Source organism: Methylobacterium sp. 10 (assembly GCF_000519085.1).
Classification (GTDB): domain Bacteria; phylum Pseudomonadota; class Alphaproteobacteria; order Rhizobiales; family Beijerinckiaceae; genus Methylobacterium.
This window is the reverse complement of the sequence record NZ_KI912577.1, coordinates 1,647,752-1,665,991: the sequence shown is the minus strand read 5'-3', so window position 1 is coordinate 1,665,991 and position 18,240 is coordinate 1,647,752. Positions and strand designations below refer to the sequence as shown.

16 protein-coding genes are annotated in these 18,240 nt (G+C 67.3%); 8 read left to right on the top strand and 8 right to left on the bottom strand.

The window, feature by feature from the left end:
- The first annotated feature begins 102 nt into the window (after positions 1 to 102).
- The gene (locus K368_RS0107640) at positions 103 to 3,684 is read left to right on the top strand and encodes an AsmA family protein (protein WP_027171863.1); all 3,582 of its coding nucleotides are present in this window, start codon (positions 103 to 105) and stop codon (positions 3,682 to 3,684) included.
- 13 nt (positions 3,685 to 3,697) lie between these two features.
- Here K368_RS0107640 and K368_RS0107635 read toward each other — a convergent pair whose 3' ends face one another.
- The gene (locus tag K368_RS0107635) at positions 3,698 to 5,848 is read right to left on the bottom strand and encodes a S9 family peptidase (RefSeq protein WP_036266071.1); all 2,151 of its coding nucleotides are present in this window, start codon (positions 5,846 to 5,848) and stop codon (positions 3,698 to 3,700) included.
- A 505-nt stretch (positions 5,849 to 6,353) separates the two neighbouring features.
- Between K368_RS0107635 and K368_RS0107630 the strand changes: the two genes are divergently transcribed.
- Positions 6,354 to 6,788, top strand: coding sequence for a MucR family transcriptional regulator (locus K368_RS0107630; protein ID WP_018045375.1), 435 nt, complete (start codon positions 6,354 to 6,356; stop codon positions 6,786 to 6,788).
- 150 nt (positions 6,789 to 6,938) lie between these two features.
- Positions 6,939 to 7,793 carry a DUF6456 domain-containing protein gene (locus K368_RS0107625; protein WP_027171861.1) on the top strand — a complete coding sequence of 285 codons (855 nt, stop codon included), beginning with the start codon at positions 6,939 to 6,941 and terminating at the stop codon, positions 7,791 to 7,793.
- Between the two features lie 15 nt (positions 7,794 to 7,808).
- Here the strand turns inward: K368_RS0107625 and K368_RS0107620 are convergent, their stop codons facing one another.
- From K368_RS0107620 to K368_RS0107610, 3 genes are all read right to left on the bottom strand, one after another.
- Positions 7,809 to 8,231, bottom strand: a complete 423-nt coding sequence (locus K368_RS0107620) for a SufE family protein (protein WP_027171860.1) — start codon at positions 8,229 to 8,231, stop codon at positions 7,809 to 7,811.
- A gap of 102 nt (positions 8,232 to 8,333) precedes the next feature.
- Positions 8,334 to 9,374: a PAS domain S-box protein gene (locus tag K368_RS0107615; RefSeq protein ID WP_027171859.1), complete on the bottom strand. Its 1,041-nt coding sequence runs from the start codon at positions 9,372 to 9,374 to the stop codon at positions 8,334 to 8,336.
- Positions 9,375 to 9,559: 185 nt separating this feature from the next.
- On the bottom strand, positions 9,560 to 10,564 hold the full coding sequence (locus K368_RS0107610; RefSeq protein ID WP_027171858.1) for a D-glycerate dehydrogenase: 1,005 nt from the start codon (positions 10,562 to 10,564) through the stop codon (positions 9,560 to 9,562).
- A gap of 265 nt (positions 10,565 to 10,829) precedes the next feature.
- On the opposite strand from K368_RS0107610, the gene K368_RS0107605 reads away from it, so the two are divergent.
- On the top strand, positions 10,830 to 11,405 hold the full coding sequence (locus tag K368_RS0107605; protein ID WP_051439808.1) for an SH3 domain-containing protein: 576 nt from the start codon (positions 10,830 to 10,832) through the stop codon (positions 11,403 to 11,405).
- Between the two features lie 202 nt (positions 11,406 to 11,607).
- On the opposite strand, the gene irr is transcribed toward K368_RS0107605, so the two are convergent.
- Positions 11,608 to 12,114, bottom strand: coding sequence for a Fur family transcriptional regulator Irr (gene irr, locus K368_RS0107600; protein WP_027171856.1), 507 nt, complete (start codon positions 12,112 to 12,114; stop codon positions 11,608 to 11,610).
- A gap of 329 nt (positions 12,115 to 12,443) precedes the next feature.
- Here irr and fabA point away from each other — a divergent pair, with 329 nt between their 5' ends.
- From fabA to fabI, 4 genes are all read left to right on the top strand, one after another.
- Positions 12,444 to 13,001, top strand: coding sequence for a 3-hydroxyacyl-[acyl-carrier-protein] dehydratase FabA (gene fabA, locus K368_RS0107595; RefSeq protein WP_027171855.1), 558 nt, complete (start codon positions 12,444 to 12,446; stop codon positions 12,999 to 13,001).
- Between the two features lie 95 nt (positions 13,002 to 13,096).
- On the top strand, positions 13,097 to 14,323 hold the full coding sequence (gene fabB / locus K368_RS0107590; RefSeq protein ID WP_027171854.1) for a beta-ketoacyl-ACP synthase I: 1,227 nt from the start codon (positions 13,097 to 13,099) through the stop codon (positions 14,321 to 14,323).
- 109 nt (positions 14,324 to 14,432) lie between these two features.
- Positions 14,433 to 14,555 carry a hypothetical protein gene (locus tag K368_RS27570; protein ID WP_264483752.1) on the top strand — a complete coding sequence of 41 codons (123 nt, stop codon included), beginning with the start codon at positions 14,433 to 14,435 and terminating at the stop codon, positions 14,553 to 14,555.
- Between the two features lie 154 nt (positions 14,556 to 14,709).
- Positions 14,710 to 15,537: an enoyl-ACP reductase FabI gene (fabI, locus tag K368_RS0107580; protein ID WP_027171853.1), complete on the top strand. Its 828-nt coding sequence runs from the start codon at positions 14,710 to 14,712 to the stop codon at positions 15,535 to 15,537.
- Positions 15,538 to 15,550: 13 nt separating this feature from the next.
- Here fabI and K368_RS0107575 read toward each other — a convergent pair whose 3' ends face one another.
- From K368_RS0107575 to K368_RS0107565, 3 genes are all read right to left on the bottom strand, one after another.
- The gene (locus tag K368_RS0107575) at positions 15,551 to 16,612 is read right to left on the bottom strand and encodes an HD domain-containing phosphohydrolase (RefSeq protein ID WP_036266066.1); all 1,062 of its coding nucleotides are present in this window, start codon (positions 16,610 to 16,612) and stop codon (positions 15,551 to 15,553) included.
- 205 nt (positions 16,613 to 16,817) lie between these two features.
- A complete protein-coding gene (gene dut / locus K368_RS0107570) occupies positions 16,818 to 17,324 on the bottom strand; it encodes a dUTP diphosphatase (protein WP_027171851.1) in 507 nt (168 codons plus the stop codon).
- Positions 17,321 to 18,208: a CoA ester lyase gene (locus K368_RS0107565; RefSeq protein WP_027171850.1), complete on the bottom strand. Its 888-nt coding sequence runs from the start codon at positions 18,206 to 18,208 to the stop codon at positions 17,321 to 17,323. The genes dut and K368_RS0107565 overlap by 4 nt, the downstream gene beginning before the upstream one ends.
- Positions 18,209 to 18,240: the final 32 nt, after the last annotated feature.

Here is an 18,240-nt window from a genome sequence, read left to right as displayed (position 1 = left end):
ATGGAGTGGGGGCACGAACCGGGCATGACGTCCGGTTGAGACCAAGTGCCCGCCCCATGGCAGGCCCCGAGGCCGGGCCGGAGCGAGGCGGAAACCAAGACGGTGCGAGACATCCTGACCGCGCTGGCGGGCGCCGTCATCCTGATCCTCGTCGCGGCCCTTGCGGTCCCGCCCCTCGTGGCCTGGGAAAGCTACCGCACGCTGGTGGACCGGGCGATCGGACGGTCCCTCGGCCTCGATGCACGTACCGAAGGACGGATCGGCGTCAGGCTCCTGCCCTCGCCGCGATTGAGCGTCGATCGCCTCCGCATCGGCGGACAGGCTGATAAGCCGGCCCTCGACCTCCAGTCCGTCGCGGCCGAGATCGGCCTCACGCCGCTGCTGACGGGAGACATCCGCTTCACCGAGACGGGGATCGGCCGGGCCGAGATCAAGCTTCCGATCAGCGACGACGACGCGATCCGCCTGCCTGCCGACCTCTACCGGACCCTCGCCGACCAGGATCTCGCCATCGAGGACCTGACGATCGGACAGGTCGTGCTGACGACCCTCGTGCCGCAGAGCGGCCGCACCGATCAGGTCCGCGCCGAAACGGTGCATCTCTCCGCGCCCCGGCTGCTCGGACCCTGGCGGATCGAGGGGATGAGCGGCGCGGTCGCCTTTCGGGTCGCCACCGGCGAGCCCGCGGAGGACGGTAGCGTCGCGGTGAAGATCTCGGGCGGCGGCGACACCCATCCGCGTTTCGAGGCCGATGCCCGCATCCGCCTCGACCCGATGGCGGGCGAGCCGGAGGCGACCGGGGACGCCCCGCGGGCGATGATCCCGAAGGCGGAAGGCACGGCACGGGTCGTGGTCGGGCCGCCGGTCCAGGTGGCGGGCGCCTACCTGCCGTTCTCGCTGGGCGGGACGTTCAAGGCCCGCGGCCCCATCGTGCGCTTCTCCGACGTGAAGGCCGAGATCGATCCCGGCGGTCAGGCTATGCGCCTTGCCGGCACCGGGCGGATCGACCTGCGGGCCTGGAGGGCGGCACTGACCCTGGAGACGCGCCGCCTGGACCTCGACGCCTTCCTGATCTCCACGGGAGGACAGGCCCTCCTGGCGCGCGGGATGCCGCGAGCAAATTCCGAGTTGCCGATGATGGTCGATCTCGATCTCGGCATCGAGAGCGTCGCCCTCGGTCTCGACGATTGGACGAAGCTTCAACTGTCCGGGACGTTCGACCGGACGGGGGGGCTCGCCCTGCGGCGCTTCTCGGTGACGGCACCGGGCGAGGCCGCCCTCACCGCCTCCGGTGAGTTCGATACGCAGCCGGCCCTCCGCTTCACGGGCAATGTCTCTCTCGACGCTGCCGCCTCTGACGGGTTCGGGCGCTACCTGCGCAAGTTCGGCCTCGGCGGCCCGGCCGTCGCGGTGATGGACGGGCGCCCGATCCAGGCATCCGCGGACCTCTCGACGGCGAGCCCGTCGCTGTCGCTGCGCAACCTGCGGCTCTCCCTCGGCGAGGCGCGGATCACCGGCAACGCCCGCTACACCCAGGCGGAAACGGGCGGGCGCGGCCGCTTTGACGCGCAGCTCTCGGCGCAGGGCATCGACATCGCCGCCCTGCCCTCCTTCGGCAGTGCCCTGTCCGGCCTCCACGACCACGATATCGGCCTGACGATCCAGGCGCGGGACGTGCGCTACGGGCCGGCCGGGGCCCGTTCGGGCAACGGGACCATCGCCGCGAGCATTCAATCGGACGGGGCGAGCCTCAACGTCGGCAGCCTCGACGTCACGGATGTGGCCGGCGCCAACGCCAAGCTTTCCGGCCGCATCGCCCCGGATGGGTCCGGCCGCATCGCCGGCCGGATGTGGGCGCCGGTGGCCGCCCCCCTCATCGCCCTCCTCGACAGGACCTGGATCGCCGAGGCCCGGATGATTCCCGGCTTCCTCCGGGCCGGGGCCCTCGATCTTGCCGTGACCCTGGAGCGCGAGGCCGGGGACGCCGACACCCTGCGCACCAGCGCCGACGGGACCGCTGCGGGCGGCAGCCTCGACCTCGACCTGCTGTCGCGGGGCGGCCGCATCGACAGCCTCTCCCTTGGATTGACGACCCCGCTCGCCGGGCGCTGGTTCGAGCGCGAGGACATGGTCGCCCTGCGCAAGCCCGCAGCCCTGCGCATCACCGGGACACGCGGACAGGCAGGAGCCGACGGCGCACTTCCGCCCCTCGGCCTCGCCATCTCCGGCACCATCGCCGACCTCACCCTCTCGACGGTGAAGCCGGTCGTTCCCGGTCCGGGTCAGGCCCCACCGGAGGCCGGCGAGATCAAGGTGAAGACACCCGACCTCGCGCCCTTCCTTCTCCTCGCCGGTAGCACGTCCGCCCTGCCCTCGCCGCTACCGGCGGAATTGCTGGTGGGGTTGTCGCGGGCGGGGCGGGATGCCCATGCGGATGTGGCCGGGCGAGTCGCCGGGGCCACGATCCTCGCCAACGTCAACCGGTCGCCTGCGGGCGACATCTTCGGCAGCGTGGCGCTGGGGCGGCTGTCGCTGCCCTGGCTCGCCGCGGCCCTGGTGATTCCCCCGGACGGGAAGAAGCAAGAGGCCGGGGACGGCGCCCGGTTCGGCCCTCCGCCGGCGGACCGGCCGCCCATCGACCTCGACGTGCGGGTGGACGCGCTCGATCTCGGCCGTCGCTTTACCGCCGAGGGCGCGGCCTTCGGCGCCCGTCTCGACAACGGCGTCCTCTCGATCCGCGACCTCAGCGGCCGCCTCGCCGGGGGCCGTCTCATGGGGACCGTCACCCTGTCCCGGCAGGGCGGAGCGGCGGCGATCACCGGAGAAGGGAGCCTGAGCGACGCCTCCATCGCCGATCTCGTCGGTCCCGGGCCGATCTCCGGCCGCGCCAGCGCCGCTCTGCGCTTCGGCGCATCGGGCCAGAGCGTGACGAACATGGCGAACAATCTCGGCGGCAGCGGCGATATCGCCTTGACCGACCTCGTGCTGCCCGGCGGCGATCCGGGCGGGATCGAGCGCGCCCTGGTGAAAGCGCTCGCGGAGGACGATCCGCTGCGGGACGGACGGCTTCAGGTCCTCGTCGCCGAGGAGCTCGCCGCCGCGCCGATGGCGGTGAAAGGGACCGTCGAGGCGCCGGCGACCCTCACCGGCGGGTCGCTCCGCGCAGCCCCCCTCGCCTTCGATCTCGGCGGGCCGCGCTGGGCCGGCGCACTCGCCATCGACCTGACGACCGGCCGGTTCGACGCGCGCGGAACCTTGACGGGGGGCAGCGCCCCGAAGGGCTGGACGGGAGGGGCTCCCTCGGTGCAGCTCGCCTATTCCGGCCCACTGGGCAAACCCGACCGCGTCGTCGATGCCGGCCCGCTGACCAACGGTCTCGCTGCCGTGGTCCTGCAGCGCGAACTCGACAAGATCGAGCTGTTCGAGGCGGATCAGATCGAGCGCCAGCGGCGCCGTGCCAGGATCGAGATGGACAAGGCCCGCAGCGCCGCGATCAAGGCGGCGGCCGAGAAGGCCGCTGCGGAGAAAGCCGCGGCTGAAGAGGCGGCCCGTCAGGCCAAGCTGAAGGCCGACAGGGCCGCCGAGAAAGCGGCGGCCGAAGAGGCGGAGCGACAGGCTCGCATCCGTGCGGAAGAAGAAACCGCCCGCCAGGGCGCGCAGCCGGAGCCCGTCCCCCGGCCCTGATGCGTACGGAGGGTCAAGCTCCGGCTCGCCCCACCGCCCGCAGGGCGAAGGCATAGATCAGGCCCACTTCTTCCAGTCGATCGAAGCGTCCCGCCGCCCCGCCATGGCCGGCTTCCATGTTGATCCGCATCAGGATCGGGCCGCCGCCCGTCATCGTAGCGCGCAGGCGCGCTACCCATTTCGCCGGCTCCCAATAAGTCACGCGCGGGTCGGTGAGGCCGCCGAGCGCCAGGATCGCCGGGTAGTGCTGCGCCGAGACGTTGTCGTAGGGCGAGTAGGACAGAATGGTTTCGAAATCCTCGACGCTCGCGCCCGGATTGCCCCATTCGGGCCATTCCGGCGGGGTCAGCGGCAGGTCGCCGTCGAGCATGGTGTTGAGCACGTCGACGAAGGGCACGTCGGCGACGATCCCCGCGAAGAGGTCCGGTGCGAGGTTGGCTACCGCCCCCATCAGCATCCCGCCGGCCGAGCCGCCATGGGCGACGATGCGGCCGGGCGTGGTGTATCCGGCTTCCGCCAGGGCGCGGCCGCAGGCGACGAAGTCGGTGAAGGTGTTCGGCTTCTTGCTCCGCTTGCCGTCCATGTACCAGTGCCAGCCCTTCTCGGTGCCGCCGCGCACATGGGCGATGGCATAGACGAAGCCGCGATCCACCAGCGACAGCAGGTTGGTGCGGAACGCCGCCGGCATCAGCGTACCGTAGGACCCGTAGCCATAGAGCAGCAGCGGGGCCGAGCCGTCGAGGACGAGATCACGGCTGTGTAGCAGCGAGATCGGCACGCTCTCCCCGTCCGGCGCCGTGGCGAAGATCCGGCGGGTCACGTAGGCGGCGGCATCGTGTCCGCTTGGGATCGTCTGGCGCTTGCGCAACTGCCGCGCGCGGGTCGTGCAATCGTAATCGTAGGTCTCGGCCGGCGTGGTCATCGACGAATAGGTGAAGCGGATCACCGCCGTCTCGAACTCGTGCCCCGGCTGGAGGCCGAGGGAATAGGCCTCCTCTGCGAAGGCCACGACATGCTCGTTGCCCTGCGTGTCACGCACCACGATGCGGGGCCTCGCATTCTCGATCTCGAGGCGCACGAGGTGCTGGGCGATGACGTGCTGGTGGCGGATCATCACGCCGCGCCGGTGCGGGATGAGGTCGTTCCAATGGGCGCGGCCCGACGCGCCGATGCGGGTAGTGACGATCTTGAAGTCTTCGGCCCCGTCCGCATTGGTCAGGATGAAGAGGTGGTTCCCCCAATTTTCCACGGAGTAGATCAGCAGCGGCTCCCGCGGCTGAACGCATAGCAGGGTTGCGTCCGGCGACTTGCGGTCGAAGAGATGCACTTCGGAGGTTTCGTGGTCGCTCGCCGTGATGGCGAGGTAATCGCGCGATTGCGTCGTCTCGATATGGACGAAGAATCCGGAATCGCGCTCTTCGTAGAGCAACGTATCGGCGGTCTGCTTCGTGCCCACCACATGATGCATGACGCGGGCGGGACGATGGTTCTCGTCCACGGCGACGTAGTGGAACGACAGCCCGTTGGCGGACCAGACCACCTCGCCGGTGGTCGCCTCGATGCGGTCCGGGAGGTCCTGCCCGGTGCCGAGGTCGCGGACACGAATGGTGTGGAGCTCGGAGCCTTTCGAATCCGCGCTCCAGGCGAGGCGGGTGTGATCGTCCGCATGGACCGCCGCGGCGAGTTCGAAGAAGGGTAGCCCCTTGCCCTCCTCGTCACCGTCGAGAAGGATCTCTTCGCCCTCCTCCGGACCGCCCGTTCCAGCCGTCTCCGCACCCTGGCCGGGGATCACCACCACCGTGCGCGGACGGCGGCAGACGAGGGGATGCTGTCCGCCCTCGCGATGGCGGGTGTAATAGGCAAAGGCACCGTCCGGCTCGGGTACGCCGCTATCGTCCTCACGGATGCGCCCGCGCATTTCCGCGACCAAGGTCTTGCGTAAAGAAACGAGATCGCCGAGCGCCGCTTCGGTATAGTCGTTCTCGGCATCGAGATATGCACGGATATCGCGCGGGAGCGCAGCGGGATCCTTGAGCACGTCGCGCCAGTTCTCGGCCTTCAGCCAAGAATAATTGTCGGAAATTGCTCGGCCATGCACGGTGAATGTGTGCGGGCGCACCTCCGCGACGAGCGGCTTGCTTTCCAAGTGGAAAAGATCGTCCATGGATAGACCTGTAAGGTTGCCAACCACCGTCGGCTGAATAGCGTGACAGCGCCCGATCCGCTTACCGGTCGCCTTCAATGCCTGCATGTGTCCCAGCCGGAGGCCATGGGCAAGATCGAGACGGAAGTCTTTTCCGCTCGGCGTCGGATCGCTCGACCGACGAGAGGCGATGGGATCATGGGTGCAACTGGTTCTCGATCCTTGAGAGGCCTCGTTGACAGCGCGTCGACTTACCCTGCATCGATGCGAGTTCACGTTAAATTGAAATATTGTTCAGAACCGTTGATTCGGCGGCCGGGCATGACTGACTCCCGTCTTGCGAGATCAATTTGAATATCATAAATGGGAGATATGGCGATTATCGTCGCCCACCATCGTAGAGCGCTACTGGATGAAGCCACGATGCCGAGGGTCCAGCTGTGGATTGCCAAACTGTCCCTTGGCCCATCGCCTGCATACTCAACAGACCGCGTCCGGCATCGTGCTAAAAGGAACTGTTTAAACAATGAGCGACATTGAGAATTCGGCCGACTTCGTGGAACTGACGGTCGATATCGTCTCGGCCTATGTGAGCAACAACCCGGTGCCGGTCGGCGAGCTCGCGCAGCTCATTACCCGCGTCCATACCTCGCTGACCCAGGTCGCGAGCGGTGAGGCCGAGGCCAAGGTCGCTTCCGCGCCGCAGCAGCCCGCAGTTCCCGTGAAGAAGTCGGTGACAGCCGATCACATCATCTGTCTCGAAGACGGGCGCGTGTTCAAGTCGCTCAAGCGCCACCTGCGCGCGAAGTACGACATGAGCCCGGAACAGTATCGCGCGAAGTGGGGCCTCCCCTCGGATTATCCGATGGTCGCCCCGAACTACGCCAAGGCGCGTTCGGACCTCGCCAAGGCCATCGGTCTAGGCCAGACCCGCAACGGTACCTACGACGAGGCCGCTTAAAGGAAGCGGGGCCGGGCGTTGGCGAAGTCTCGCGGCCCGGCCCTCTCGTGTCTTTGACGATTTTACGATCGAGACTTGCTTTAGGACTAATTTCTTATAATATCCCAGGTGCTGCAGCGGCTTCCGCCCTGATACGCCAGGGAACATATCATGAACAAGATCCGGAATGGGGCGATCCACGGCACGGGCCGGCGACCCATGCCGACGCGAGGCCCGGCAGAACTTGGTCGCGATGCGGCCCGGCTACTGGCGGCCCTCGACCAAGAGGGTGCTTATGCCCTGCCAGACCCGCTGACGGAGGGCGAGATCATCGTTCGGACCGGCGGCGATGGGATCTCGGTAAGTTCCGGACGCTATGACGCACAGACCGGACGGACCCTCCTCTCCTGCGATCTCGCCGAGCAGGCGGCGGGACGGCGCGCCAGGCTCACCATCAGCGCCGCCGGGCGGGCGAGGCTGCGGCGGGACCGGGCCGGGAGGGATACGCCCTACCTCGCCCAGCATCTCGACCTCGAAGGCACAAGCCAGCCGACCCGGCCGGTCCGCGACGTGTCCGAGAGTCCCCTTGCCTGGATGGCGCGCCGCCGCGACCGTGATGGAACACCTTTGATCGACGCCGCCTGTTTCGAGGCGGGCGAGCGACTGCGCCGCGACATGACGATGGGGGCGCTGATGCCGCGCCTGGGGTCGGACTGGAGCGGGATCAAGGTCGATGGCGGCGGGCGCCGCGATCCCTCGGCCGGTTCGGACGCCATGCTGGCAGCCCGACAGCGCGTCCGCGCGGCCCTCTCCGCGGTGGGAAGCGACCTGTCCGGATTGTTGATCGACCTGTGCGGTTTCGTGAAAGGCCTCGAGACGATCGAGGCGGAGCGCCGCTGGCCGTCGCGCTCAGCCAAGGTCGTCGTCCGCATCGCCCTGGCGCGCTTGGCGGAGCATTACGGGTTGGAACGGGAGGCAGTGGGTCCGAGCGGTTCACGCCTGCGCCTGTGGCGCGAGAGGGCCTGAAGCTCAGAGCCTTTTTCAGGCCACGAGCCGGGCCGCGTCCCGATGGATGCGCTCGGCCATAGCCCGGACCCCGTTCGAACGCTTCGACGTCAGGTGAGCGCCGAGGCCGATCTGCTTGAAGACCCGGAAGACGTCGACATCCGCGATTTCGGTCGGCGTCTTACCGTCGTGTAAGGCCATCACCAGGGCGATCAACCCCTTGGTGATGAAGGAATCGCTGGTGCCTCGCAGATGCAGGCGCGGCGGAGTCTGGGAATGATCGACGTTCGAATCGACCCAGACCTGACTTTCGCAGCCATGGACCCGGTTCTGCTCGGTGAGGAGCTCCTCCGGAAAGGGCGGCAGGGCGCGGCCGAGTTCCATGAGGTACTCGAGCTGGTCAGGTCCGTCGTCGAGGATTTCGAAGTTGTCGATGATCGTTGCAATGGGTGGAAGCATGGTGTCAGGCTGAACTCTCGGCGACAATCGAACGAACCGGCGGCTCCGCCTCGCCCCAGCGATATAGGGAGCCGCCCTTCGTCAGGCGAGCGCCAATGCCCGCTACTCCGATGGATGCACCAAGGCTTCGGGCAGTTGCAGGTCCATCGGGTCGGCCTGCGTACCGGTGCCGCGAACCGCGATTTCCGCCTGGGCGGCATAAGCCGCCACCAGCCGGGGGCCGAGATTGGGCACGTCCGTAACCTGGGCTCCCGGCAGATCGCCACCCGAGACGATGGTGAGACGAACCGGGGCGCCGGCCTTGGCGTCGATGGTGATCGCGATCGTGCAGGAGACGGAATCGGCGGTGGCATCCAGGCATTCAGCCACCACTTCGGCCACGATCATGCCGAGGGCATTGGCGGTGCGCGGTTCCACGAGGCTCGTTCCGCTGCCGCCCACCGCGACGCTGATACGGCCCGCCCGCCGCAACTGGCCGAGGCCGGACGCGAGCCGGTGAAGGTAATCGCGCAAGTCGATGGAGGCGATATGTGGCGCCTCATGCAGATGCTGCTGAACGAGGGCGATGGCACGGACACGCTGGCCGAGCGCCTCGAAGCTCCCACGGCACGGCGGCGGCGCGGCGCGGCCGTAGAGTCCGATCAGGCTCACCATTACCTGGAGGTTGTTGCGGACCCGGTGATAGACCTCGGCGAGAAGCGCCTCCTTCTCGACGAGCGCATGTTCGGCATGCTCTTCGGCCCGCTTGCGGTCGGTGATGTCGAAACACGAACCGAGATAGCCCTGAAACGTACCGTTCTCGGTGAGGGGACGGGCGTTGTTCAGGAGCCAGCGGTAGGCGCCGTCATGACGGCGCAGTCGAAACTCGATGGAGTAGGGGCTACGCGAGGCGAAAGCCTCCTCGACCAGGGCGGCATGGCGGTCGAAATCGTCCGGATGCAGGCCCCGCCGCCAGCCATGGCCGAGCTCGTCGTCGCGGTGCCGGCCGGTGAAATCGAGCCAGCACTCGTTGTGATGGACCGCCGCCCCTTCGATATCGGAGCGCCACATCATCAGAGGCACGAAATCCGCAAAACGACGGAACTCGTCGCACGGTACGGCCTCTCCGATGCTCGCCTCGGTCGACTGTGTCTCCGCGGCCATGTTGCTCCCACTCTACCCGCTACGCGACAACCGACGATCCCTGTCGGCGCCGGTCAACGTATCGGACATGACGCCGTTCCTACGGCCCCGGTATGCGAATGCACATAGATCAACGTACCTGCAAGCACCGTGCAAACCGGGCCTGAGCCGGTGCCGGAACGAAGCCCGGGGCCGATGGCCGACGGTCAGAGCATGCTCGGCAGGATCCGGTCCGGCGGACGGTGGCCGTCCATGAAGGTCTTAATGTTGATGATGACCTTCTCGCCCATATCGGTCCGGCTCTCGTGGGTGGCCGACCCCATATGCGGCAAGAGAACGACCTTGCCGGAGCGGGCTAACTTTACTAGGCGCGGACTCACGGCCGGCTCCTGCTCGAACACGTCGAGGCCGGCTGCCGAAATCTCACCCGCCTCAATCAGGCGCGCGAGAGCGTTCTCGTCGATGACCTCACCGCGGGCGGTGTTCACGACGATCGCCTCGGGCTTGAGCAGCTTGAGGCGGCGGGCCGAGAGCAGGTGATAGGTCGCCGGCGTATGCGGGCAGTTCACCGACACGATATCCACCCGCGCCAGCATCTGGTCGAGGGATTCCCAATAGGTCGCGTCGAGTTCGCGCTCGATCTGCACCGGCGCCTTGCGCCGGTTGTGATAGTGAATCTGCAGGCCGAACGCCTTGGCGCGGCGGGCCAGAGCTTGGCCGATCCGGCCCATGCCGACGATGCCCAGGCGCTTGCCCGTGATGCGGCGGCCGAGCATCCAAGTGGGGGACCAGCCCGCGTCCCAATTGTCGTCCGGGATGATCCGCGCCCCTTCCGCCACGCGGCGGGCCACGGCGAGGATAAGGGCCATGGTCATGTCGGCGGTGTCCTCGGTAAGGACGCCGGGGGTGTTGGTGACGGTGATGCCGCGCTCTAGCGCCCCGGCCACATCGATATGATCGACGCCGTTGCCGAAATTCGCGATCAGGCGAAGGTTCGGCCCGGCCTGGGCGAGCAGACCGGAATCGATCCTGTCGGTGACGGTGGGAACGAGCACGTCGGCCTCGCGCAAAGCGGTGGCCAGGGCCTCGCTCCCCATCGGCTTATCGTCGGGGTTGAGGCGGATATCGAACAATTCGCGCATGCGCGCCTCGACCACCTCGGGGAGGCGACGCGTGACCACAACGAGTGGCTTGCGCTTCAACGACGACATGCACCCTCCGCGAACGTTTCTGACAGGCCGGCCGCTGCCGGGAGCCGCGGTTCGTGTCGAGGCTTGACCCGGCATTAACCACGCATCGGCCAGACAGGTCCCATAGCCCCGACGCCTCGGCTGCCGGTTCTGGAGGCTTCTCTACCAGAGAGGCCACGGAACACAACGTGCCCCCGCGCCCGAAACATCGCGCGCGAGGGAAGGCTAGACGAGGATTGACGATGGCGATCGTGGCCATGACGATCGCGAACCTTTGGGAAGACCGATGACGCGCCTGCCTGGACTTCTGTTCTTCACGTGCCTGACGGTGGCCTCCCTGCTCATCGTGCCGCTTTCCTCGGTCCTGGCCGCCCCGGCGGCGGGAAGCGCATCGGACGCTAATCGCGGCCCGGCCACGGGCCTGCCCCTGCCGCGCTATGCGAGCCTCAAGACCGATCGGGTTAACCTGCGCGAGGGGCCCTCGAAAGACCACCGCACGCTGTGGGTGTTTCAGCGGGCGGGCCTGCCCATCGAGATCGTCGCCGAGTTCGAGACCTGGCGGCGCATCCGCGATTCCGAGGGGACCGAAGGCTGGGTGCTGCACTCCCTCCTTTCCGGCCGGCGCACCTCCATCGTCATGGCGGCGAGGGGCGGCGACGCCGCGATCCCGCTCCATGCCCGGGCGGAGGAAGGCTCGGGTGTGGAGGCCAAGCTGCAGCCCGGCGTCATCGGCAACGTGAAGAGCTGCACAGGAAGCTGGTGCCGGGTCATCGTCGCGCTGCCGCAGAAGGGTGGCGACGTGGACGGCTACATCCGCCAGGACCGCCTCTGGGGCGTCTACCCCAACGAGAAGATCGACTGATACCAAGTGGCAACGATCCCGACCGATGGCCGGGGTCCGCGCGTTCGGCGGACGCCTGCCGCCGCGTGGTCTCGCGGGGAGACGACGATGAGGCATCTTCACCGTCGTCCTGCATGAGACCTGCCGCACCGGTCGGCGCCATACGAAAAAGGCCCGGCTGAGCCGGGCCTTTTTCCAATGACGTGGGAAGCGTAAGCCCGCCTCAGGACTGGCGCGAACCGTGCCGACGGCGCAGGCGGACGATGACCTCTACGCCAGCGATCTCCATGCCCTCGGGGGCATCGGGAAGCGAGTCAACGGTAATACCGCAATCAGGCATGTCCAGCACTTGCCCCTCGTCCTCGAGGAAGAAGTGGTGGTGCTCGCTCGGGTTGGTGTCGAAATAGGCCTTCGACCCGTCCAAAGCCAGCTGGCGCAGGAGTCCGGCTTCGGTGAACTGGTGCAGGGTGTTGTAGACCGTGGCGAGGGAGACCGGCACTTTCGCGCGCATGGCTTCGTCGTAGAGCATTTCCGCCGTCAGGTGGCGGTCGCCACGCCCGAACAGCAACCAGCCGAGCGACAGGCGCTGGCGGGTCGGGCGAAGGCCGGAGCGGCGCAGACGGTCGCGCAGGTCGGACAGGGGACATCCCCGGCGCCCCGCGACCGAGGCGATATCGAGGGAAGCGCCACGTGCGTTCAGCATGGCCTGCAGCGGCAGCGAGTTGGACATCGGCGGTACTGACATCTCACGGAACCAACAAAATACAACACAACTCTATACGAACCTCCCCCCTCGTCGCAACCCAAGCCGGTGATGGGTAGCTGCGCATTGTGAACATGCCGCCCGTTTAAAGTCATTCCATTTAAGCCGTCCTGCAACTCGTTACTCGACACGTCCGGAGACGAGGTGTTTTGTGCCGCTCAGGCGGTGTGTTAACGAAGCGCCGCTCGCGAGTTCGGACGATGTCGTGGACCCGCGATGGCCACGACCGTTTCGGCGTTCGTGGGCGATGTCCGGCGTTTCGAACGCGCCCTCCACCAAGGACCGACACACCGATCATGTCTTCCGATTCCGAATCGCCCGCCGCCGCCGGTTCAGACCAGACCGTTCCCCGCGCCTCCCACTACTCCCATGAGGAGTTGTTGGCCTGTGGCCGTGGCGAGCTGTTCGGCGCCGGCAACGCGCAGCTTCCCCAGCCGCCGATGCTGATGTTCGACCGCATCACCTCGATCGGGACCGAGGGCGGCGCCTACGGCAAGGGCCATGTCCTGGCGGAATTCGACGTACGGCCGGACCTCTGGTTCTTCGGATGCCATTTCAAGAACGATCCGGTGATGCCCGGCTGCCTCGGCCTCGACGCCCTCTGGCAGCTCGTGGGTTTCCATCTCGGCTGGCTCGGCGCGCCGGGTCGCGGCCGGGCGCTGGGCGTCGGCGAGGTGAAATTCAGCGACCAAGTGCTGCCGACCGTACGCAAGGTCGTCTACGGCATCGACATCAAGCGCGTGCGCCAGGGCAAGCTCGTCCTCGGCATCGCCGACGGCTGGCTGGAAGCGGACGGTGCGAGGATCTATGACGCCAAGGATCTGAGGGTTGCCCTGTTCCAGGCACAAGGCTAGCCCTCCGGCAAGCCGGTGGTTGAGATTGCCCCGGCATCATCCTACCTGACACGCGTCGGTGCCACGGCGCTTCGGCGAAAGAGAAGAGCGTTTCCATGCGGCGTGTCGTGATCACCGGGATGGGCATCGTCTCGTCCATCGGCAACAACACCCAGGAAGTCCTTGCCTCCCTGCGCGAGGCCAAATCGGGCATCGGCCACTCGGCCTCCTATGCCGAACTCGGCTTCCGCAGCCAGGTCGAGGGACGGCCGAGCGTCGACCCCGAGGGCCTCGTCGACCGGCGCGCCATGCGCTTCCACGGCGGCGGCACCGCCTGGAACCACATCGCCATGGACCAAGCGATTTGCGATGCCGGCCTCGAAGCGGGAGACGTCTCCAACGACCGCACCGGGATCATCATGGGCTCCGGCGGCCCCTCCACGAAGGCGATCGTCGAATCCGCCAACCTCGCTCGCGAGAAGGGCCCCAAGCGCGTCGGCCCCTTCGCCGTCCCCAAGGCGATGTGCTCTACCGCCTCCGCGACTCTGGCGACCTTCTTCAAGATCAAGGGCGTGAACTATTCGATCTCTTCCGCCTGCGCGACGTCCAACCACTGCATCGGCAATGCCGGCGAAGTGATCCAGAGCGGACGCCAGGACATCATATTCGCCGGAGGCTGCGAGGATCTGGACTGGACGCTCTCCGTCCTGTTCGACGCGATGGGGGCGATGTCCTCGCGCTACAACGACACCCCCGCCCGCGCCTCCCGCGCTTATGACGTCAACCGCGACGGGTTCGTCATCGCCGGCGGCGCTGGCGTCCTCGTCCTCGAGGAGTTGGAGCACGCAAAGGCGCGCGGCGCGCGGATCTATGGCGAACTCGCCGGCTACGGTGCCACCTCGGACGGCCACGACATGGTGGCCCCGTCCGGCGAAGGCGCCGTACGCTGCATGAAGCAGGCGATGGAAGGGCTGAGAGGAGCCAGGATCGACTACATCAATCCCCATGCCACCGCGACGCCGGTGGGCGATCTCAAGGAGATCGAGGCGATCCGCGAAGTCTTCGGCCGCGGCGACGATTGCCCACCGATCTCGGGCACCAAGTCGCTCACCGGACATTCCCTCGGCGCCACCGGCGTGCACGAGGCAATCTACTCGCTCCTGATGATGCAGAACGGCTTCATCTGCGAAAGCGCGCATATCGACGAGATCGACCCGGCCTTCGCCGACATGCCGATCCTCCGGCAGCGCCGCGACAACGTCCAGCTCGGCCATGTCGTGTCGAACTCCTTCGGGTTCGGCGGAACCAACTCCACCCTCGTCCTCAAGCATATCGACGCCTGAAAGGCCAAGCTTTCTCGGATCGACTTCGCCTATGCTGGCGTGACGCAGGCCTCTTTCACGGAACCGCAGATTCGACCTCGCGTTTCCTGACCGGAGCCGAAAGTCCGAGATGGTCCTGATCCTGATTTCCTTAAGTACCCTTGCCGGCCTCGGTATCGCGGCCACGGCCTGCATCCGAGCCAAGCAGGGCCTCGTCGATACGGCTCTCGATGAGACGCGCGGTTATTTCTGATCGCCCGTCACGTCTCGAAGCATGGCCGCACCGGGACGGTTGGACGGCTTTCCCGTTCGACCCCGGATTGGACAGTTTATGGATGCACGCGCTAAGCGTCCTCGCGATAGCCGGAATTGTCTGAGATTTCGGCGCGATGGATGCGAGGACACGTATGACAGGTTTGATGGTAGGCAAGCGCGGCCTGATTTTAGGGGTCGCCAACGATCATTCCATCGCCTGGGGTATCGCCAAGTCCCTCCATGACCATGGCGCGGAACTCGCGTTCACCTACCAGGGGGATGCCCTCGGTCGCCGCGTCAAGCCGCTCGCGGCCTCACTTGGGTCCGACATCGTCATTCCCTGCGACGTAGAGGATATCGCGAGCGTGGACGCGCTGTTCGCCGCCCTCGACGAGCGCTTCACCGACGGAATCGATTTCGTCGTTCACGCCATCGGTTTCTCGGACAAGGCACAGCTCAAGGGACGCTATGTCGACGTGACCAGCCGTGAGAATTTCTCGCGGACCATGGTCATCTCATGCTTCTCCTTCACGGAGATCGCGCAGCGGGCGGCCACGCGCATGCGCCGCGGCGGTTCGATGCTGACGCTCACTTATGGCGGATCGACCCGGATCATGCCGAACTACAACGTCATGGGCGTCGCCAAGGCGGCGCTCGAAGCCTCCGTGCGCTATCTCGCCGGCGATCTCGGCCCGGAGGGTATCCGCGTGAACGCCCTATCGGCCGGCCCGATGCGGACCCTGGCCGGCGCCGGCATCGCCGATGCGCGTCTGATGTTCAATCACCAGCGCGCCCACGCCCCCCTGCGGCGCACGGTGACCCTGGAAGAGGTCGGCGGATCGGCGGTCTATCTGCTCTCGGACCTCTCCGGCGGCGTCACCGGCGAAGTCCATTTCGTCGATTCCGGCTACAACATCATCTCGATGCCCCGACCCGACGTGCTGCAGGCACAGGACGAGGCCGGCGTCGCCGACGCCTGATCCTCCGGGCGGCTCAGACGGTGGCGGATTCGGGAGGGTTGCTCTCCACCAGCCCGAGGATGTCGTCCCAACGGGCCACGAAGGCGGCCACGCAATCCGGGTCGAAATGCGTGCCGGCATGCTCTTCGAGATGCCGGCGCGCGGCCTCGGGGGTCCAGGCCTTCTTGTAGACCCGCTCCGAGATCAGGGCATCGAACACGTCGGCGACAGCGACGATGCGGCCCGCGAGCGGAATCTGCGTCGTGCTCAATCCCTGCGGATAGCCGCCGCCATCCCAGCGCTCGTGATGGGTCAGGGCGATGTCGGAGGCGAGCTGCAGCAGGTGAGAGGGGCTGTCGTAAAGCATGCGATAGCCGCGGATCGCGTGGTGCTTCATCTCCTCCCGCTCGCTGTCGCTGAGCGGCCCCGGCTTCATCAGGATACTATCGGGGATACTGATCTTGCCGATGTCGTGCATCGTCGAGGCCAAGGCAATGTCGTTCGCATCCCCCTCCGACAGGCCGAGGCCTTCGGCAATGGCGATGGCGCAGCCGGCGACCCGAGTCAGGTGGTCCCCCGCCTGATCATCGCGGAATTCGGCCGCCAGCATCAGGCGGCGGATGATCTCCCGCTCCCGCGAGGCCGCCTCGGCACCGGCCCGGTCCACGTCGCGGCACATCGCGACCGATTGCCGGTGGAGGACCTGACGCGCCAGGGCGAGCTCGAGGAGGTTGCAGACCCGAATCTGCAGGTCCAGCGGATCGATGGGACCGGTCATCACGTCGGTGGCGCCGGCCTCGACCGCCGTCCGCCGCAGGGCAGCGGAGGCACCGAGGAACAGAATCGCCGTGCGGGCATGTCCCTCGTGATCGCGCAGGTCCCGGATCACGGTCGGACCATCGATCCCGCTATCGGGATCGTGCATCACGATGACGAGATCGGCCGGGTGAAACAGGTCGTCGCTCGCGGCCGCCTTCGCCCCGGTGACCAACCGGATGGCGCAATCGAGGCTTCGCAGGTTCAGAACGAGATGGACGGGCGCAGAGGCGCAGACGATGGCGATGAGGGCCGAAGCCGTCTCTACGGATGCGGGCATGGCAGGCATCAGGACACGGTCTCTCCCGACCATCGAAAGCCGCGGCGGCTGCCGGACGATCCGGAAGACGGGACGCAATGAAGCCAGACCGCGATGGATGCAAGGTCCATCGCCAGCAGGCCGGATACAAGGCTCATAAACGGAAATTGAGGCTGAGGGTCGGGCCTCAGTTCTCTGACTTCGCGGTCAGCCCGTCGTATCGCCCCTAGCGCCGGCCGGTCGATCCGAAGCCGCCCTGCCCGCGCCCGGATTGCGGGGCGGGCTCATCGGAACCGGAGGCATCCACGAGGGTGAAGGCCGGCCGCGTGACGCGGGTGAAGACCAGTTGCGCGATCCTGTCGCCGGGGCGGATGACGATGGTCGCGGCCGGGTCGGCGTTGCGGTTCCAGGCCGAGATCATGAGTGGTCCCTCGTAATCCGCGTCGATGACGCCGGTCCCGTTGCCGAGGACGAGGCCGTCGCGGTGACCGAGGCCGGAGCGTGGGAAGACGAGGCCGCACCAGTCCGCATCCCGGATCAGAACGCTGAACCCCGCCGGGATCAGGACGGCGGGGGCCTGGGGCGCCAAGTCGAGGGGTTCGTCGAGGCAGGCATGGAGGTCGAGCCCTGCCGCCGCTGCCGAGCCCCAGCGCGGGAAGCCCCATTCCCGCAATCGCGGATCTCGGATGCACAGACCGACGGCCGGAGGGACGGAAGGAGACGCGCCGCTCACGCTGCCCGTGCCGCGATGGCGTCGGCGAGGGCGACGATCCGGGACGCCTCCACGGCATGGAGCCGTTCGATCATCCGCCCGCGAAAGGCGATGGCCCCGCGCGTCCGGTTCTCCGGCTCGGTGAAGACGGCGATGATCGCCCGCGCCTCCTCGATCTCCGCGTCCGAGGGGCCGAACAGTTCGTTGGCGGTGACGATCTGGCCGGGATGGATCAGCATCTTGCCGTCGAACCCGCTGTCTCGGCCCTGCTCGCACTCGGCCCTGAATCCGCTCTCGTCGCGAAAAGCATTGTAGATACCGTCGATCACGTCGATCTCGTAGGCCCGCGCCGCCATGACCACGTTCATCAGCCACGGCATCAGGGCCGGACGGCCCGGCACCCCGAGCCGGACCCGGCTGGTCTTGGCGAGATCGTTCGGGCCGACGAGCAGGCACGACAGGCGCGTATCGACGTCGCGGGCGGCGCTGGCGATCTCGGCGATGTGGAGGATCGCGAGCGGCGTCTCGATCATCGCCCAGACGCGGGTATGGTCCGGCGCGCCGAGGCGCCGCAGGCGCGAACCGACCGCGACCAGGGCATCGGGTCCGGAGACCTTCGGGATCACGATCGCGTCCGGCCCAGCGGGGGCGATGCGCGCGAGATCGGCCTCGCCCCATGGCGTGTCGAGGCCGTTAATGCGGACCACGACCTCGCGCCGACCGTAGGGCCGGGAAGCCACCGTGGCGGCGACGGCGTCCCGTCCCTCCGCCTTCACCTCGGGTGCGACGCCATCCTCCAGATCGATCATCACGACGTCGGTGGGGAGGCCGCGCGCCTTCTCCAGGACCCGTGGATTGGAGCCGGGCATGGCGAGGACGCTGCGACGCGGACGGATCTCGGTCATGGCGCGTCGATCTCCTGAAGCCGTGGCTCGTT

Excerpts from the sequence above, each read along its gene's own strand:
- K368_RS0107620 (WP_027171860.1), bottom strand. The coding sequence starts at position 8,231 with ATGCTTCCACCCATTGCAACGATCATCGACAACTTCGAAATCCTCGAC.
- fabB (WP_027171854.1), top strand. The coding sequence starts at position 13,097 with ATGCGGCGTGTCGTGATCACCGGGATGGGCATCGTCTCGTCCATCGGC.
- K368_RS27570 (WP_264483752.1), top strand. The coding sequence starts at position 14,433 with ATGGTCCTGATCCTGATTTCCTTAAGTACCCTTGCCGGCCTCGGTATC.
- irr (WP_027171856.1), bottom strand. The coding sequence starts at position 12,114 with ATGTCCAACTCGCTGCCGCTGCAGGCCATGCTGAACGCACGTGGCGCT.
- K368_RS0107565 (WP_027171850.1), bottom strand. The coding sequence starts at position 18,208 with ATGACCGAGATCCGTCCGCGTCGCAGCGTCCTCGCCATGCCCGGCTCC.
- fabA (WP_027171855.1), top strand. The coding sequence starts at position 12,444 with ATGTCTTCCGATTCCGAATCGCCCGCCGCCGCCGGTTCAGACCAGACC.
- K368_RS0107615 (WP_027171859.1), bottom strand. The coding sequence starts at position 9,374 with ATGGCCGCGGAGACACAGTCGACCGAGGCGAGCATCGGAGAGGCCGTA.
- K368_RS0107635 (WP_036266071.1), bottom strand. The coding sequence starts at position 5,848 with ATGGACGATCTTTTCCACTTGGAAAGCAAGCCGCTCGTCGCGGAGGTG.
- fabI (WP_027171853.1), top strand. The coding sequence starts at position 14,710 with ATGACAGGTTTGATGGTAGGCAAGCGCGGCCTGATTTTAGGGGTCGCC.
- K368_RS0107625 (WP_027171861.1), top strand. The coding sequence starts at position 6,939 with ATGAACAAGATCCGGAATGGGGCGATCCACGGCACGGGCCGGCGACCC.
- K368_RS0107575 (WP_036266066.1), bottom strand. The coding sequence starts at position 16,612 with ATGCCCGCATCCGTAGAGACGGCTTCGGCCCTCATCGCCATCGTCTGC.
- K368_RS0107610 (WP_027171858.1), bottom strand. The coding sequence starts at position 10,564 with ATGTCGTCGTTGAAGCGCAAGCCACTCGTTGTGGTCACGCGTCGCCTC.
- K368_RS0107630 (WP_018045375.1), top strand. The coding sequence starts at position 6,354 with ATGAGCGACATTGAGAATTCGGCCGACTTCGTGGAACTGACGGTCGAT.
- K368_RS0107605 (WP_051439808.1), top strand. The coding sequence starts at position 10,830 with ATGACGCGCCTGCCTGGACTTCTGTTCTTCACGTGCCTGACGGTGGCC.